This window comes from Pseudomonas songnenensis (assembly GCF_003696315.1).
GTDB classification, from domain to species: domain Bacteria; phylum Pseudomonadota; class Gammaproteobacteria; order Pseudomonadales; family Pseudomonadaceae; genus Stutzerimonas; species Stutzerimonas songnenensis.
Window position 1 is genome coordinate 319,757 of sequence record NZ_RFFN01000003.1, and the last position, 14,392, is coordinate 334,148.

Here is a 14,392-nt window from a genome sequence, read left to right on the forward strand (position 1 = left end):
CCGGCCGCCGCCAGCTCGACGCTTATCAGCCGGCCATTTAGGTTTAGAATGCCGGGCACATTCTTCTCGGCGAAAGTGACATGACCGACCCTCGCAAAGCGCATGACGCAGAACCGACCACTCATTTCGGCTACAAGAACGTGCCGGAAAGCCAGAAGGCGCAGAAGGTGGCCGAGGTGTTCCACTCAGTGGCCGCCAAGTACGACCTGATGAACGACCTGATGTCCGGTGGCGTTCATCGCCTGTGGAAGCGCTTCACCATCGAACTGTCCGGCGCCCGCCACGGTAACCGCGTGCTGGACATCGCCGGCGGTACCGGCGACCTGACCCGCCAGTTCTCGCGTATCGTCGGCCACACCGGCGAAGTCGTGCTGGCCGACATCAACGCTTCGATGCTCAAGGTCGGCCGCGACAAGCTGCTGGACAAGGGCGTGGCCGGCAACGTCAGGTTCGTCCAGGCCGACGCCGAGAAGCTGCCCTTCCCCGACAACTATTTCGACGTGGTCACCATCGCCTTCGGCCTGCGCAACGTGACGCACAAGGAAGACGCCATCGCCTCGATGCTGCGGGTGCTGAAGCCGGGCGGTCGTCTGCTGGTGCTGGAATTCTCCAAGCCGACCAACCAGCTGTTCTCCAAGGCCTATGACGCCTACTCGTTCAGCCTGCTGCCGATGATGGGCAAGCTGATCACCAACGACGCCGACAGCTATCGCTACCTGGCCGAGTCGATCCGCATGCACCCGGATCAGGAAACCCTCAAGAGCATGATGGAGACCGCCGGCTTCGAGCGCGTCAGCTATCACAACATGACCGGCGGCATCGTCGCCCTGCACCGCGGCATCAAGCCCTGATGCTGCGCGCTGCCCTGCTGGCCGGCGCCGAGCGCGGCATCAATCGCATTCTGCGCCTCGACCCCACGGCGCTGCCGCGACTGGCACGCCTGAGCGGCAGGATCATCGAGATCGACTGCACGGCACCGGCCTGGCGGCTGTTCATCCTCGCCGATGACGAAGGCCTGCGCCTGGCCAGTGATTGGGGTGCGGATGCCGATTGCCGCCTGCGCGCGCCGGCGAGCAGCCTGCTGAGCCTGGCCGTGAGCCGCAACAAGACTGCGGTGCTGCACGGGCCGGAGGTCGAGATCAATGGCGACAGCGGCCTGCTGATGAACCTGGCCGAAGTGCTGCAGGATCTGGAGCTGGACTGGGAATACGAGATCTCCCGCTGGCTCGGCCCGGTCGGCGCACAACTGCTCGGCTCCAGCCTGCGCAGCCCGGTGGAGTGGGCGCGCGACAGTGCCGGCTCGCTACGTCAGGATCTGGCCGACTACCTCAGCGAGGAGTCGCGGATGCTGGTCGGCCAGGCCGAAGCCCAGGCACGCTTCGACGAGCTGGACGACATGAAACTTGCCCTCGACCGTCTCGAAGCCCGTATCGAGCGCCTCGCCCTCCACCTGAATCCAGAACGCCCCGAATGAAGCTGTTCGCCGCCGCACGCCGCCTGTTTCGCATCCTGCTGGTGGTGATCCGCTACCGCCTCGATGACATCATTCTCGACTTGCCGATGCCCTGGTGGTTGCGCGCCACCAGCTATCTGCTGCCCTGGCGCTGGATTCCGCGCCGGCGCAGCGAGCTGTCGCGCGGCGCTCGGCTGCGCCTGGCGCTGGAAGGGCTGGGGCCGATCTTCATCAAGTTCGGGCAGATCCTCTCCACTCGCCGCGACCTGCTGCCGCCGGATATCGCCGAAGAGCTGGCGATGCTGCAGGACCGCGTGCCGCCTTTCGATTCGGCCGTCGCCACGGCACTGATCGAACGCCAACTGGGAGCGCCGGTAGGAGAGATCTTTGCCCGCTTCGACAGCAAGCCGCTGGCTTCCGCCTCGGTGGCTCAGGTGCATGCGGCGAAGCTGCGTTCCGGCGAGGAGGTGGTGGTCAAGGTGGTGCGCCCGAACCTCAAGCCGATCATCAGCCAGGATCTGGCCTGGCTGTTCATGCTCGCCAACAGCGCCGAGCGCATCTCCATCGACGCGCGCCGTCTGCACCTGGTGGAAGTGGTCGACGACTACGCCAAGACCATCTACGACGAGCTGGACCTGTTGCGCGAAGCCGCCAATGCCAGCCAGCTCAAGCGCAATTTCGAAGGCTCGCCGCTGCTCTACGTGCCGCAGGTCTACTGGGACTACTGCCGCCCACAGGTGCTGGTGATGGAGCGCATCTACGGCGTCCCGGTGACCGACATGGCCGGGCTGGCGCGGCAGAACACCGATATGCGCCAGCTGGCCGAGCGCGGCGTGGAGATCTTCTTCACCCAGGTGTTCCGCGACAGCTTCTTCCACGCCGACATGCACCCCGGCAACATCTTCGTCAGCACCCATCAGCCGTGGAGCCCGCAGTACATCGCGGTGGATTTCGGCATCGTCGGCAGCCTGACACCCGAGGACCAGGACTACCTGGCGCGCAACCTGATGGCCTTCTTCAAACGCGACTACCGCAAGGTCGCGCAGCTGCACATCGACTCGGGCTGGGTGCCGGCGGAAACCAAGGTCAACGAGTTCGAGGCGGCAATCCGCACCGTCTGCGAGCCGATCTTCGAGAAACCGCTGAAGGACATCTCCTTCGGCCAGCTGCTGGTGCGTCTGTTCCAGGTGGCGCGACGCTTCAACATGGAAGTGCAGCCGCAGCTGGTGCTGCTGCAGAAGACCCTGCTCAATATCGAAGGTCTCGGCCGCGAGCTTTACCCGGATCTCGACCTCTGGAGCACCGGGCAGCCTTACCTCGAGCGCTGGATGCGCGAACGCATGAGCCCCAAGCAGCTGATCAAGAATGTGCACGCACAGATCGAACAGCTGCCGCACCTGGCGCACATGACCCGCGAGCTGCTCGAGCGTATGTCGCATCCCCATGCGAACAATCCGCCGCCGCCATGGCGCGAGCGCCATCGCGGCTGGCCGCTGCGTCTGATCGGCGCGCTGCTGCTTGGCAGTGGCGCCACGCTGGCGGCCAGCGCCGAGAATATTGCGACTATCAGCGCCTGGCCGGCCTGGGTCATGCTGGTGGCCGGCATCTTCATCGTGGTGCGCCGATAGCCATCGCTGGTGCGGGCTGGCACACTTGAGCGCATTGAGCGGAGAACCCGATGAACTGGCTGGACGAAATCAACTGGAACGCCGACGGCATGGTCCCGGCGATCGCGCAGGACTACCAGAGCGGTCGCGTGCTGATGATGGCCTGGATGAACCGCGAGGCGCTGGCGCTGACCGCACAGGAAGGTCGCGCCATCTATTGGTCACGTTCGCGTGGCAAGCTGTGGCGCAAGGGCGAGGAGTCCGGGCATGTGCAGCGACTGCATGAGCTGCGCCTGGACTGCGACGCCGACGTGATCATCCTGATGGTCGAGCAGATCGGCGGCATCGCCTGCCATACTGGCCGGGAAAGCTGCTTCTACCGTGTCTTCGAAAATGGCAGCTGGAAAGTCGTCGAGCCGGTTCTCAAGGACCCGCACGCCATCTATGCGGAGCACAAGCATGAGTGACACCCTGACCCGCCTGGCCGAGGTGCTGGAGGCCCGCAAGGGTGCGGCGCCGGACAGCTCCTACGTTGCCAGCCTGTATCACAAGGGGCTGAACAAGATTCTCGAGAAGGTCGGTGAGGAATCGGTGGAAACCATCCTCGCCGCCAAGGACGCCGCCGCGAGTGGCGACGCCAGCGACCTGATCTACGAAACCGCCGATCTGTGGTTCCACAGCATGGTCATGCTCGCCGCGCTCGGCCAGCACCCGCAGGCCGTGCTGGATGAACTGGATCGACGCTTCGGTCTCTCCGGACACGCGGAAAAAGCCGCGCGTCCGCAAACCTGATTCACATCGGAGATATCACCATGGGTTTTGGCGGCATCAGCATCTGGCAACTCCTGATCATTCTGCTCATCGTCATCATGTTGTTCGGCACCAAGCGCCTCAAGGGCCTGGGCTCCGATCTCGGTGATGCGATCAAGGGCTTCCGCAAATCCATGGGCACCGACGAGGAAAAGCCCGGCGTCGAGGACAAGCAGAACCACACCATCGATGCGCAAGCGCGCAAGGTCGAAGAACCGACCAAGAAAGACTAGTCCCTGGCTCGACGCGGGCGCGCAGTTGCTGCGCGCCCGCTCTCTCTATTGATGTGAGCACGTCCTGATGTTCGATATCGGTTTCACCGAACTGCTACTGGTCGGCCTGGTGGCGCTGATGGTGCTCGGCCCGGAGCGCCTGCCGGGTGCGGTGCGGACCACCGGGCTTTGGGTTGGCAGGTTGAAACGCAGCTTCAGCAACATCAAGGCCGAAGTGGAGCGCGAAATCGGCGCCGACGAGATCCGTCGCCAGCTGCATAACGAGCGCATCCTCGACCTTGAGCGGGAGATGAAGCAGAGCATCATGCCACCAGCGCCATCCACTACCTCGACTGCCGCCACGCCGCCACCGGCTGGCAACGCGACCGAGGTCGCCGCCAGCGCTGGCAGCAGCGCAGCCGACGTCAGCAGCACGGTAGCGCCACCTGCGGAATCGCCTGCCTCCAGTGCCGAACCCGCGCCCACTCCTCGCCCCGACAGATCACCCGAACCATGAGCCAGTCTTCCATCGACGACCAGGAAATGCCGCTGGTTGCGCATCTGACCGAGCTGCGCAAGCGCCTGCTGCGTTGCGTCGTGGCGATCGCCCTGCTGTTCGGCGGGCTGTTCTATTTCTCGCAGCAGATCTACGCGCTGGTCGCAGCACCGCTGCGCGCCTACCTGCCCGAAGGCGCGACGATGATCGCCACCGGCGTCGCCTCGCCCTTCCTGACGCCGTTCAAGCTGACCCTGATGGTTGCGCTGTTCCTGTCGATGCCGGTCATTCTGCATCAGATATGGGGCTTCATCGCGCCGGGGCTGTACAAGCACGAAAAGCGCATCGCCGTGCCGCTGCTGGTTTCGAGCATCTTTCTGTTCTACGCAGGTATGGCGTTCGCCTACTTCGTGGTGTTCCCGATCATGTTCGGCTTCTTCGCCAGCGTGACACCGGAAGGCGTGGCGATGATGACCGACATCGGCCAGTACCTGGACTTCGTGCTGACGCTGTTCTTCGCCTTCGGCGTGGCCTTCGAGATCCCGGTGGCGACATTCCTGCTGATCTGGGTCGGCATCGTCGATGTCGCGACCCTGCGCAAGAGCCGCCCGTACGTGATCGTTGGCTGCTTCGCCGTCGGCATGGTGCTGACACCACCCGACGTGTTCTCCCAGGCGCTGCTGGCCGTGCCGATGTGGCTGCTGTTCGAGGCCGGGGTGATCTGCGGCAGCCTGGTGAAGAAACGCGATCCGCATTTCCGCGGCGATGCCGAGGACGAAGCGCCGGAAACCGGTGACCAGCCCCCTGCCCCACGCCCGTGAACCTGCTACTGCTCGATCAGGCGGACTTCGTCGCCGCCGACCGCGTGCTGCTGCGTGATCGCCGCCTGACACACCTGCAACAGGTACATCGCGCCGAAGTCGGCGAAAGCCTCAAGGTCGGCCTGCTCGGCGGCGACATGGGCAGCGGCCGCCTGCTGCGTCTGGATGCCGGCGAAGCGGAACTGCAGGTCAGCTTCGACCAACCGCCACCGGCCAAGCTGCCGCTGACTCTGCTGCTGGCACTGCCGCGGCCGAAAATGCTGCGCCGCGTGCTGCAGACCGTCGCGACCATGGGCGTGCCGCGACTGGTGCTGCTCAACAGCTACCGGGTAGAAAAGAGCTTCTGGCAAACCCCCTTTCTAGAGCCGGCCGCGATCCATGAACAACTGATTCTGGGCCTGGAGCAGGCGCGCGACACCGTGTTGCCGGAAGTCATCATTGAAAAGCGCTTCAAGCCCTTCGTCGAGGATCGCCTGCCGCAACTCACCGCAGGCACTCTGGGCCTGGTCGGTCATCCCGGCGACTATCCGCACTGTCCGCGTGCTGTCGTCGAGCCTGTCACGCTGGCGATCGGGCCGGAAGGCGGCTGGATTCCCTACGAAGTGGAAAAGCTCGCGGCGGCGGGGCTGCAACCGGTGCAGCTGGGCGAGCGCATACTGCGTGTCGAGACGGCGGTCAGCGCCCTGCTGGCCAGGCTGTTCTAAGCCCTTCCCATGGCCCAGCCAGGCCCAAGCTCGCCGCGCTGGCTGTCGCGCCCCGATGAACGTAACGCACCCACCCGGTGCAAGGGAGTCAGAGGCTAAGACTGCTCACGTTTCCGTGCGACCGCACGAGAACCCTGACCTATGCCCTAATCCAATAAAGAGCCGTTCTTGCCATGCGACCATTGACCATCGACATGCACCGTCTGGAGTACGCTCTGGATGGACGCGACAGCGCCGAGTACTACCTGGATCTGGAGAACGGCGAGATCCGTGCCGTCTTCCCGAGCGAGCCAGCACCCGGCGTCATGGAGAAATACGACGTACAGCAGGATCGCTACCTTCACATCGAGCCGCTGGAGCTGGCGCAATCGATCGCCATGCGTGAAGCCTTCCTGTTCACCCAGCACGACCCCATCGCCCATGCGGTGCTGAGCAACGCGCTCAACGGCCGCAAGCCGTTACGCACATTCGATTTCAAGCTGGAGGACTTCCCCGAGGTCAGGGAGGCCTGGCTGCACTACCAGACCGTGCAGCTGCGCGAATATGCAGTCACCTGGTTGCGCGATAACGACCTGGAGCCGGTACGCCACTGACGCTGCAGTCAGCTTTCGAGAAGGAAGGTCACCGGGCCGTCGTTGACCAGATGCACCTGCATATCGGCGCCGAAGCGCCCGCAAGCCACCTGCGGATGCTGCGCGCACGCTTGCGCCAGCAGGTAGTCATATAACGCTTCGCCCTGTGCGGGTGGCGCTGCACTGGAAAAACTCGGCCGCAGCCCGCTGCGGGTATCGGCCGCCAGGGTGAACTGGGAGACCAGCAGCAGGCCGCCGCCGATATCCTTCAGCGAGCGATTCATCTTGCCCTGCTCGTCGCTGAATACCCGGTAGTTGAGCAGCTTGTGCAGCAGCTTGTCGGCCCGCGCGTGGTCATCTTCACGCTCGACGCCTACCAGTACGAGCAACCCCTGGTCGATGGACCCGACAACCTCGCCCGCTACCTCGACGCGCGCCTGGCGCACGCGCTGAATCAGCCCCTTCATTCGGCGTCGGCCGGTGGCAAATCGAGCAAACGATGGGCGATCTCGACGGTCGCGCGGACCAGGGCATCGGTAATACCCAGCTCTGCCGCCGAGTGCCCGGCATCGCGGATGATCTGCAACTCGCTGTTCGGCCACGCCTGATGCAGTGCCCAGGCATTGTCCAATGGGCAGATCGCATCGTAGCGGCCATGCACGATGATGCCCGGCAGGTGGGCGATCTTCGGCATGTCGCGCAGCAGCTGGTCCGGCTCGAGAAAGGCCTGATTGACGAAATAGTGGCATTCGATGCGGGCCATCGACAGCGCCCGATGGGTATCGGCAAAGCGGTCGACCACCTGATTGTTCGGGCGCAGCGTCGCGGTGCGCCCTTCCCAGCAGGACCAGGCCTTGGCGGCATGCATCTGGGCGATCTGGTCGGTCCCGGTGAGGCGCCGATGGAACGCCTGCATCAGGTCGTCACGCTCTTCCGGCGGAATCGGGGCGAGGAAATCCTGCCAGTAGTCAGGGAACAGTCGACTGGCACCGTCCTGATAGAACCAGGCGAGATCCTGTGGCCGGCAGAGGAAGATGCCGCGCAGAATCAGGGCATGCACATGTTCGGGATAGGTCTGGGCATAGGCCAGCGAGAGCGTCGAGCCCCAGGAGCCACCGAACAGCACCCATTTGTCGATGCCCAGATGCTCGCGGATACGCTGCATGTCGGCGATCAGATGCGCTGTGGTGTTGTTTTCCAGACTGGCATGGGGTGTCGAACGACCACAGCCGCGCTGATCGAAGGTGATGATGCGGTACAGGCTCGGATCGAAGAAGCGCCGACTCATGGCATCACAGCCGCCGCCGGGGCCGCCGTGGACGAACAGCACGGGCAGACCATCCGGCGACCCACTCTCGTCGACATAGAGCACATGCGGTTCTTCTACCGCCAGCTCGTGCCGGGCGTAGGGTTTGATCTCCGGATACAAGGTCTGCATGGCACACTCCTGATCTGCGGCGGGCCGGCCGGCCCCCATGACGTTAGCGGCATCATAACGAGGTTAACGGAGTTGAGCATGTCAGCATGGAAAATAGCGGCGCTGGCGGTACTGCTGGCACTCGTCGGCTGCGGTGGCAACACCCCGGAAGCGGCCTTGCAGCAGGCTGCGGAGCAGTTGCAAACAAGGCTGGAGAGCAAGCAGACCGGGGCGCTGATGGAGCTGTTGCATCCGGATTTCCAGGCTCAGCGCCAGTACGATCGCGAGTGGGCAAGACGCACCGCCACGCTGATGTTCGTCCGTCATCGCAATGTCCGAGTAATCGCCCTCAGTCAGCGCAGCTGGATCGATCCGACCTACCCGGATCGCGGCCATACCGAGGCGCAGGTCGCGCTCACCGGCGCCGAGGCATTGCTGCCGCAGCAGGCAGGGCATTATCAGGTCAGGCTCGAGTGGCGCCAGGAGCAAGGTCAATGGCAGCTGGTGCGCCTGGAATGGGACTGACAGGTCGGACGATCACTGGCGCCAGAGCAGCTCACGGGTGTCATAACCGCGTCGTTCGGCCTCGGCGAGCAGACGCCCGCGTGTCGCCTGATCGACTTCGGTATCGCGCGCCAGCAACCAGAGGTATTTGCGATCGGGGCTTCCAACCAGCGCCGTGCTATAGCCCTCATCCAGATAAAGCACCCAGTAGTGCCCCTTGGTCAGATCGGGAAAGAGCCGGCTGAACCAGTTATCGAAGCGTACCCAGAGCCGATCGGTGCTGCCGGCTTCCTGCGGCACCGCTTCGCCTTTGGCCTCCTGCCAGTCACCGTCTTCCGTTTCGCAGCGGTTGGTCACTGCCACGCTGCCGTCAGCCTGCAACGCGTAATGGGCTTCGGAGCGCACGCAATCACGCTGAAAGAACATCGGCAAGCGCGCCAGCTCGTACCAGGTGCCCTGATAGCGCTGAAGGTCCACATCGCCTACGGTCTCGGGCGGCTGTTCGCGGCCACCACCCACGCATCCGCTCAACAGCACCAGGCACAGCAGGGCAACACTCGCACGCATGGGACTCTCCAGAACTACATTGGTAGCTATTTCAGGCCCTTGCCGGAAAACATCATTACCTGGTCGCCGGCGAACTGGACGCTGATGAAACGGTTCTTCTCACCCCAGGTGCAGCTGGACATCCCCAGCGCACCCGCGCATTCGGAGGGCTTGCCGAGCAGCTTTTCCACTTCCGCCCGTTCCATGCCGGGCTTGAGCTTGGCGAAGTTCTCCTGGGTGACGGGACTGCAGGCAGCCAGCAGTAAGGCGCAGGCAAGCAGAAATGGGGTACGCAATGACATATCGAGCTCCTTGCTTGTTCTAAGGTTCAATGCCCGGCGCAAAGGCGCCACAGGGCGTTGCCCGAGTAGTAACCGACCTCAGAAGGACGAGCCCGGCTGTTCCAGAAATAATTGCTCGGTGTCGCTGGCCTCACGACCGAGAATGGCGTTGCGATGCGGGAAGCGGCCGAAGCGCGAGATCACCTCGCGGTGGCGCTCGGCATAGTCGAGGAAGTCGAGGAACAGCGGCTGTTCCTGCTCATCGGCAATGTCACGCAGAGCACTGAAGTGCGCGACCGCAAGGTCCTGCACCGCCAGGTTTTCCGCGTGCTCGAGCACCAGATAGATGAACACGCGCTGGATCGGCGCGAGCAGCATGTCACCGCCATGCGCCAGGCCGTCACGAACCAGCTGCTGCGCGCGCTCGTCGCCGGCGAAGGCTCGTGGTGTGTGGCGATGGATCATGCGGGGTAGCTGATCGAGCAGCAGGATCAGCGCCAGCCAACCCTCCGGCAGCTCCGCCCAGTCGTGCAGCTCACCGTTCAGCGCCTGCTCGACCCGATCGCCGAAGCGCTCGCGTGCCTCGGCATCCTGCTGTGCCCGGTAACCGAACCAGAGCTGCTGCTTTTCGGCAGCGATCTCGGTTGCACGGGTGCCCTGGCCGAACCACCAATCCAGCAACTCTTGCCAGGGCGCATGCATCGGTCAGCCCTGATGATAGCCGGTGACGCGTTCGACTTCTTCCTTCGAGCCGAGGAACACCGGTACCCGCTGGTGCAGCGACTCAGGCTGGATCTCCAGAATGCGCTGCGTGCCGTTGGTGGCGGCACCGCCGGCCTGCTCGACGATCATCGCCATCGGATTGGCTTCGTACATCAGACGCAGCTTGCCGGCCATGGACGGATCGCGATTGTCGCGCGGGTACATGAACAGGCCGCCACGGGTGAGGATGCGGTGCACGTCGGCGACCATCGAGGCGATCCAGCGCATGTTGTAGTTCTTGCCCAGCGGGCCGTCCTTGCCGGCCAGCAGCTCGCCGACATAGCGCTGTACCGGTTCTTCCCAGTGGCGCTGGTTGGACATGTTGATGGCGAATTCGGAGGTGCTCTGCGGAACGCTGAGGTTCTCGTGGGTGAGCACGAAGCTGCCCAGCTCGCGGTCCAGGGTGAAGCCCATCACGCCATGGCCGAGGGTCAGAATCAGCATGGTCTGCGGGCCGTAGATGGCATAACCGGCAGCAACCTGCTTGGAACCCGGCTGCAGGAAGGCCTCCTCGCCGAGCGCGTCGTTCTGGCTGAAACAGGCATCCGGGCAGCGCAATACGGAAAAGATGGTGCCGACCGAGACGTTGACGTCGATGTTGCTGGAGCCGTCCAGCGGGTCGAAGACCAGCAGATAGGCACCTTTCGGATACTTGCCGGGAATCTGGTAGGCGTTGTCCATTTCCTCGGAGGCCATGCCGGCCAGGTGGCCGCCCCATTCGTTGGCCTCCAGCAGGATCTCGTTGGACAGGACGTCGAGCTTCTTCTGCACTTCGCCCTGGATGTTCTCGCTGTCGGCGCTGCCGAGTACGCCGCCGAGGGCGCCCTTGGAGACCGCATGGCTGATTTCCTTGCACGCTCGCGCCACGACCTCGATGAGAAAGCGCAGATCAGCAGGCGTGTTGTTACTGCGAGTCTGCTCGATGAGGTAGCGACTGAGGGTTACGCGTGACATGGAAATGACTCCGGAGGAAGGATAAACCCGCGCAGTTTAGCAGGCCGTAGGAAAACTAACTCCCCTCAGACCGGTCTGCCCCCCGTAGAGTTCAGCGCAGCGGCGACCAGTCTGCCAGCACGGGCGGCGCTGCCTGCGGGACCGCCGCGCGCCGGGAGCGGTGTCCCGGCGCAGGTGCCGTCACATCACTTTCCAGATCTCCCGGGCGTATTCACGAATGGTGCGGTCCGAGGAGAACCAGCCGGTACGCGCGGTGTTCAGCACCGAGGAGCGCCACCAGCGGTCAGGGTCGCGCCAGCACGCTTCGACATCCAGCTGCGCCTGCCAGTACGCCTCGAAATCGGCGCAGACCATGAAGGTGTCGTGCCAGCTGATGCCATCCACCAGCCCGGTATAGCGCCCCGCATCGCCAGGCGAGAACGCGCCACCGCGAATCGCCGAGAGCACTTCAGCGAGCCGCGGCGAAGCACCGATGATGGCCTCGGCGTTGTACTCGTTGGCCTGCTTGCGCGCGTTCACCTCCTGCGCGGTCAGGCCGAAGATGAACATGTGCTCCAGACCGATCTGCTCGCTCATCTCCACGTTGGCGCCATCCAGCGTGCCGATGGTCAATGCGCCGTTGAGCGCGAACTTCATGTTGCTGGTGCCGGAGGCCTCCAGCCCGGCGGTGGAAATCTGCTCGGACAGGTCCGCCGCCGGGATGATGTCCTCGGCCAGGCTGACGTTGTAGTTGGGCAGGAACACCACCTTGAGCAGCCCGCGCACCGTGGGGTCGGCGTTGATGGTGTTGGCGATGTCGTTGGTCAGCTTGATGATCAGCTTGGCCTGGTGATAGCTGGCCGCCGCCTTGCCGGCGAAGATCTTCACCCGCGGCACCCAGTTGCCGCCCGGATCGGAGCGAATCGCCTGGTACAGCGCGACGGTGTGCAGCAGGTTGAGCAGCTGGCGTTTGTACTCGTGGATGCGTTTGACGTGCACGTCGAACAGCGCATTCGGATCGACACTGATGCCCAGCCGCTCCTGAATCACGTTGGCCAGATGACGCTTGTTGGCCAGCCGCTGTTCGGCGAAGCGCTGGCGGAACGCGGCCTGCTCGGCATAGGGCTCGAGCTCGCGCAGGCGGGTTTCCGGCTCGTCGAGGACCTCCTCGCCGAGGTGCTCCACCAGCAACTGGGTCAGCTGCGGATTGGCCTGATAGAGCCAGCGGCGGAAGGTGATGCCATTGGTCTTGCTGTTGATCCGCTGTGGATACAGGCCGTGCAGATCGGTGAACACGGTCTTGCGCATCAGCTGGGTGTGCAGCGCGGAAACGCCGTTGGTGCTGTGCGAACCGAGGAAGGCCAGGTTGCCCATGCGCACCCGACGACCATGATCTTCTTCGATCAGCGACACCGAGCGCAGCAGTTCGGCATCGTGAATGCCCCGCTCGCGCAGGCAGTCCAGATGATGGGCGTTGATCAGGTAGATGATCTGCATGTGGCGCGGCAGCAGGCGCTCCATCAACCCCACCGGCCAGGTTTCCAGGGCTTCGGGCAGCAGCGTGTGATTGGTATAGGACAGCGTCGCCGTGGTCAGGCGCCAGGCGTGCTGCCACTCGTAGCTGTGCACGTCGACCAGCAGCCGCATCAGCTCGGCCACGGCGATGGCCGGATGGGTGTCATTGAGCTGAATCGAGGTGTAGTCGGGCAGGCTGTCCAGCGAGCCGCGCTGCTTGATATGACGGCGCAGCAGGTCCTGCAGCGAAGCGGCAACGAAGAAATACTCCTGACGCAGGCGCAGCTCCTGGCCCGCCTCGGTGCTGTCGGCCGGATAGAGCACCCGCGAGATGCTCTCGGCTCGGGCCTCTTCCGCCGCGGCGCCGATGTGGTCGCCAGCGTTGAAGCGCGCCAGGTGGAAGTCCGCCTCCGGACGCGCACGCCACAGGCGCAGCGTGTTCACGCCGGCGCCGCGCCAGCCGACGATCGGCGTGTCATAAGCGATCGCCCGTACCCCTTCGGCCCAATGCCAGAAGTGCTGAACCTCGCCCTTCTCGTTGGTGGTCGCGGTGACACTGCCACCGAAGCCGATCAGGTACTTGACCTCGGAGCGCTCGAACTCCCAGGGGTTGCCGAAGTCCAGCCAGGTCTCGGTCTGCTCGTGCTGCCAGCCGTCGACGATGGCCTGGCGGAACAGTCCGTGGTCGTAGCGGATGCCGTAGCCGTGGGAAACCACTCCCAGGGTCGCCATGCTCTCCATGAAGCAGGCCGCGAGCCGCCCCAGGCCGCCATTGCCGAGCGCCGCGTCCGGCTCCAGCAGGCGGATGCGATCGATGTCCACATCGAGCCCGGCCAGCGCCTCGCGGGCCACCTCGAACAGGCCGAGGTTGCTCAGACTGTCGACCAGCAGCCGACCGATGAGGAATTCCAGCGAGAGGTAGTAGACCCGTTTCTGCCCACCGGTATAGGCCTCGCGCGTGCAATCCATCCAGCGATCGATAGTGCTGTCGCGCGTGGCCAGGGCTACCGCATGGAACCAGTCGTAATCGGAAGCGTTCTCCGGATCCTTGCCCACCGAATAGGTGAGCTTGCGCAACACCCGCTCACGGAAAGCGGCAACTTCTTCGGCGGTGGCAATGGCTGTTTCCTGCGTCATGGACAGACCTCGGTTAGCGAAGACACACAAGAGGGACTCGCGGCAGCCGTGCCCGTTCACCTCCGTTCGACGTTCCAGAAAAAGCGTTGCAGGTTTCCTTTACATCTGCGCTACCGCCCGTCCGGTCGCCGCTGTCGGACAACGCTGGCAATCGCCGTGCGGCTCGCTATGATGCGCGCGCCCGAATGCCCGAAAGACCGCCCGTGAAGACAAGACTGATCGCCTCCGCCGACCCGGAACGCCTGGAAACCTGGGTGCGCTACAGCGCCGGCCTGTGCCGCGACTGCCATGCCACCTGCTGCACGCTGCCGGTGGAAGTGCGCATCGATGACCTGATCCGGCTGGAGCTGGTCGACGCCTTCGAGCGCGACGAGCCGGCGAAGAACATCGCCAAGCGGCTGAGCAAGGCGGGCATCGTCGAGCACTTCAACCACAAGCATGAAATCTTCACCCTGACGCGCCTGACCAACGGCGACTGCCTCTATCTGGACCGCAAAACCAGACTTTGCACGGTCTATGCCAAGCGTCCGGACACTTGCCGCAACCACCCACGCATCGGCCCGCGCCCCGGATACTGCGCCTATCGCAGCAAGACAGCCGGCTGAGCGGCGCACCATCGAAC

Annotated in this window: 19 protein-coding genes; 12 read left to right on the plus strand and 7 right to left on the minus strand. The window is 64.1% G+C overall.

Features of this window, described 5'->3' with window-relative positions; all coding sequences use genetic code 11:
• Positions 1 to 80: 80 nt before the first annotated feature.
• The 10 genes from ubiE (at position 81) to EA798_RS10205 (ending at position 6,696) form a co-directional block, all read left to right on the plus strand.
• Entirely contained in the window at positions 81 to 851 is a 771-nt protein-coding gene (ubiE, locus tag EA798_RS10160) for a bifunctional demethylmenaquinone methyltransferase/2-methoxy-6-polyprenyl-1,4-benzoquinol methylase UbiE (RefSeq protein ID WP_122098866.1), read from the plus strand.
• Positions 851 to 1,474 (plus strand): ubiquinone biosynthesis accessory factor UbiJ, encoded by a 624-nt coding sequence (locus EA798_RS10165; RefSeq protein WP_122098867.1) that lies wholly within the window; start codon positions 851 to 853, stop codon positions 1,472 to 1,474. The genes ubiE and EA798_RS10165 overlap by 1 nt, the downstream gene beginning before the upstream one ends.
• Entirely contained in the window at positions 1,471 to 3,081 is a 1,611-nt protein-coding gene (gene ubiB, locus EA798_RS10170) for a ubiquinone biosynthesis regulatory protein kinase UbiB (protein WP_106156210.1), read from the plus strand. Before EA798_RS10165 ends, ubiB begins: the two co-directional genes overlap by 4 nt.
• 50 nt (positions 3,082 to 3,131) lie before the next feature.
• Complete coding sequence (hisI, locus tag EA798_RS10175) at positions 3,132 to 3,527, plus strand: phosphoribosyl-AMP cyclohydrolase (RefSeq protein WP_015278594.1); 396 nt, start codon at positions 3,132 to 3,134, stop codon at positions 3,525 to 3,527.
• On the plus strand, positions 3,520 to 3,852 hold the full coding sequence (locus EA798_RS10180; protein ID WP_106156212.1) for a phosphoribosyl-ATP diphosphatase: 333 nt from the start codon (positions 3,520 to 3,522) through the stop codon (positions 3,850 to 3,852). Before hisI ends, EA798_RS10180 begins: the two co-directional genes overlap by 8 nt.
• A 20-nt stretch (positions 3,853 to 3,872) precedes the next feature.
• Positions 3,873 to 4,103, plus strand: a complete 231-nt coding sequence (gene tatA / locus EA798_RS10185) for a twin-arginine translocase TatA/TatE family subunit (RefSeq protein ID WP_015278596.1) — start codon at positions 3,873 to 3,875, stop codon at positions 4,101 to 4,103.
• A gap of 67 nt (positions 4,104 to 4,170) precedes the next feature.
• Positions 4,171 to 4,599 (plus strand): Sec-independent protein translocase protein TatB, encoded by a 429-nt coding sequence (tatB, locus tag EA798_RS10190; RefSeq protein ID WP_106156214.1) that lies wholly within the window; start codon positions 4,171 to 4,173, stop codon positions 4,597 to 4,599.
• Positions 4,596 to 5,399, plus strand: coding sequence for a twin-arginine translocase subunit TatC (tatC, locus tag EA798_RS10195; protein WP_015278598.1), 804 nt, complete (start codon positions 4,596 to 4,598; stop codon positions 5,397 to 5,399). The genes tatB and tatC overlap by 4 nt, the downstream gene beginning before the upstream one ends.
• A complete protein-coding gene (locus tag EA798_RS10200) occupies positions 5,396 to 6,103 on the plus strand; it encodes a 16S rRNA (uracil(1498)-N(3))-methyltransferase (protein WP_106156216.1) in 708 nt (235 codons plus the stop codon). The genes tatC and EA798_RS10200 overlap by 4 nt, the downstream gene beginning before the upstream one ends.
• 173 nt (positions 6,104 to 6,276) lie before the next feature.
• A complete protein-coding gene (locus tag EA798_RS10205) occupies positions 6,277 to 6,696 on the plus strand; it encodes a UPF0158 family protein (RefSeq protein ID WP_106156219.1) in 420 nt (139 codons plus the stop codon).
• 8 nt (positions 6,697 to 6,704) lie between these two features.
• Here the strand turns inward: EA798_RS10205 and dtd are convergent, their stop codons facing one another.
• Together dtd and pip are read right to left on the minus strand one after the other, a co-directional pair.
• On the minus strand, positions 6,705 to 7,142 hold the full coding sequence (gene dtd / locus EA798_RS10210) for a D-aminoacyl-tRNA deacylase (RefSeq protein ID WP_106156221.1): 438 nt from the start codon (positions 7,140 to 7,142) through the stop codon (positions 6,705 to 6,707).
• Complete coding sequence (pip, locus tag EA798_RS10215) at positions 7,139 to 8,113, minus strand: prolyl aminopeptidase (protein WP_106156223.1); 975 nt, start codon at positions 8,111 to 8,113, stop codon at positions 7,139 to 7,141. The genes dtd and pip overlap by 4 nt, the downstream gene beginning before the upstream one ends.
• A 78-nt stretch (positions 8,114 to 8,191) precedes the next feature.
• Here pip and EA798_RS10220 point away from each other — a divergent pair, with 78 nt between their 5' ends.
• Positions 8,192 to 8,617 carry a hypothetical protein gene (locus EA798_RS10220; RefSeq protein WP_122098868.1) on the plus strand — a complete coding sequence of 142 codons (426 nt, stop codon included), beginning with the start codon at positions 8,192 to 8,194 and terminating at the stop codon, positions 8,615 to 8,617.
• A gap of 12 nt (positions 8,618 to 8,629) precedes the next feature.
• On the opposite strand, the gene EA798_RS10225 is transcribed toward EA798_RS10220, so the two are convergent.
• The 5 genes from EA798_RS10225 to EA798_RS10245 form a co-directional block, all read right to left on the minus strand.
• The gene (locus EA798_RS10225) at positions 8,630 to 9,163 is read right to left on the minus strand and encodes a lipocalin family protein (RefSeq protein WP_122098869.1); all 534 of its coding nucleotides are present in this window, start codon (positions 9,161 to 9,163) and stop codon (positions 8,630 to 8,632) included.
• 26 nt (positions 9,164 to 9,189) lie between these two features.
• On the minus strand, positions 9,190 to 9,444 hold the full coding sequence (bamE, locus tag EA798_RS10230) for an outer membrane protein assembly factor BamE domain-containing protein (RefSeq protein ID WP_106156230.1): 255 nt from the start codon (positions 9,442 to 9,444) through the stop codon (positions 9,190 to 9,192).
• Positions 9,445 to 9,522: 78 nt separating this feature from the next.
• Positions 9,523 to 10,125, minus strand: coding sequence for a DUF924 family protein (locus tag EA798_RS10235; protein WP_122098870.1), 603 nt, complete (start codon positions 10,123 to 10,125; stop codon positions 9,523 to 9,525).
• Positions 10,126 to 10,128: 3 nt separating this feature from the next.
• The gene (locus EA798_RS10240; RefSeq protein WP_106156237.1) at positions 10,129 to 11,139 is read right to left on the minus strand and encodes a class 1 fructose-bisphosphatase; all 1,011 of its coding nucleotides are present in this window, start codon (positions 11,137 to 11,139) and stop codon (positions 10,129 to 10,131) included.
• Between the two features lie 180 nt (positions 11,140 to 11,319).
• Positions 11,320 to 13,770, minus strand: a complete 2,451-nt coding sequence (locus EA798_RS10245) for a glycogen/starch/alpha-glucan phosphorylase (RefSeq protein WP_106156239.1) — start codon at positions 13,768 to 13,770, stop codon at positions 11,320 to 11,322.
• A gap of 185 nt (positions 13,771 to 13,955) precedes the next feature.
• Here EA798_RS10245 and EA798_RS10250 point away from each other — a divergent pair, with 185 nt between their 5' ends.
• The gene (locus EA798_RS10250; protein ID WP_228481835.1) at positions 13,956 to 14,375 is read left to right on the plus strand and encodes a YkgJ family cysteine cluster protein; all 420 of its coding nucleotides are present in this window, start codon (positions 13,956 to 13,958) and stop codon (positions 14,373 to 14,375) included.
• Positions 14,376 to 14,392 lie beyond the last annotated feature (17 nt).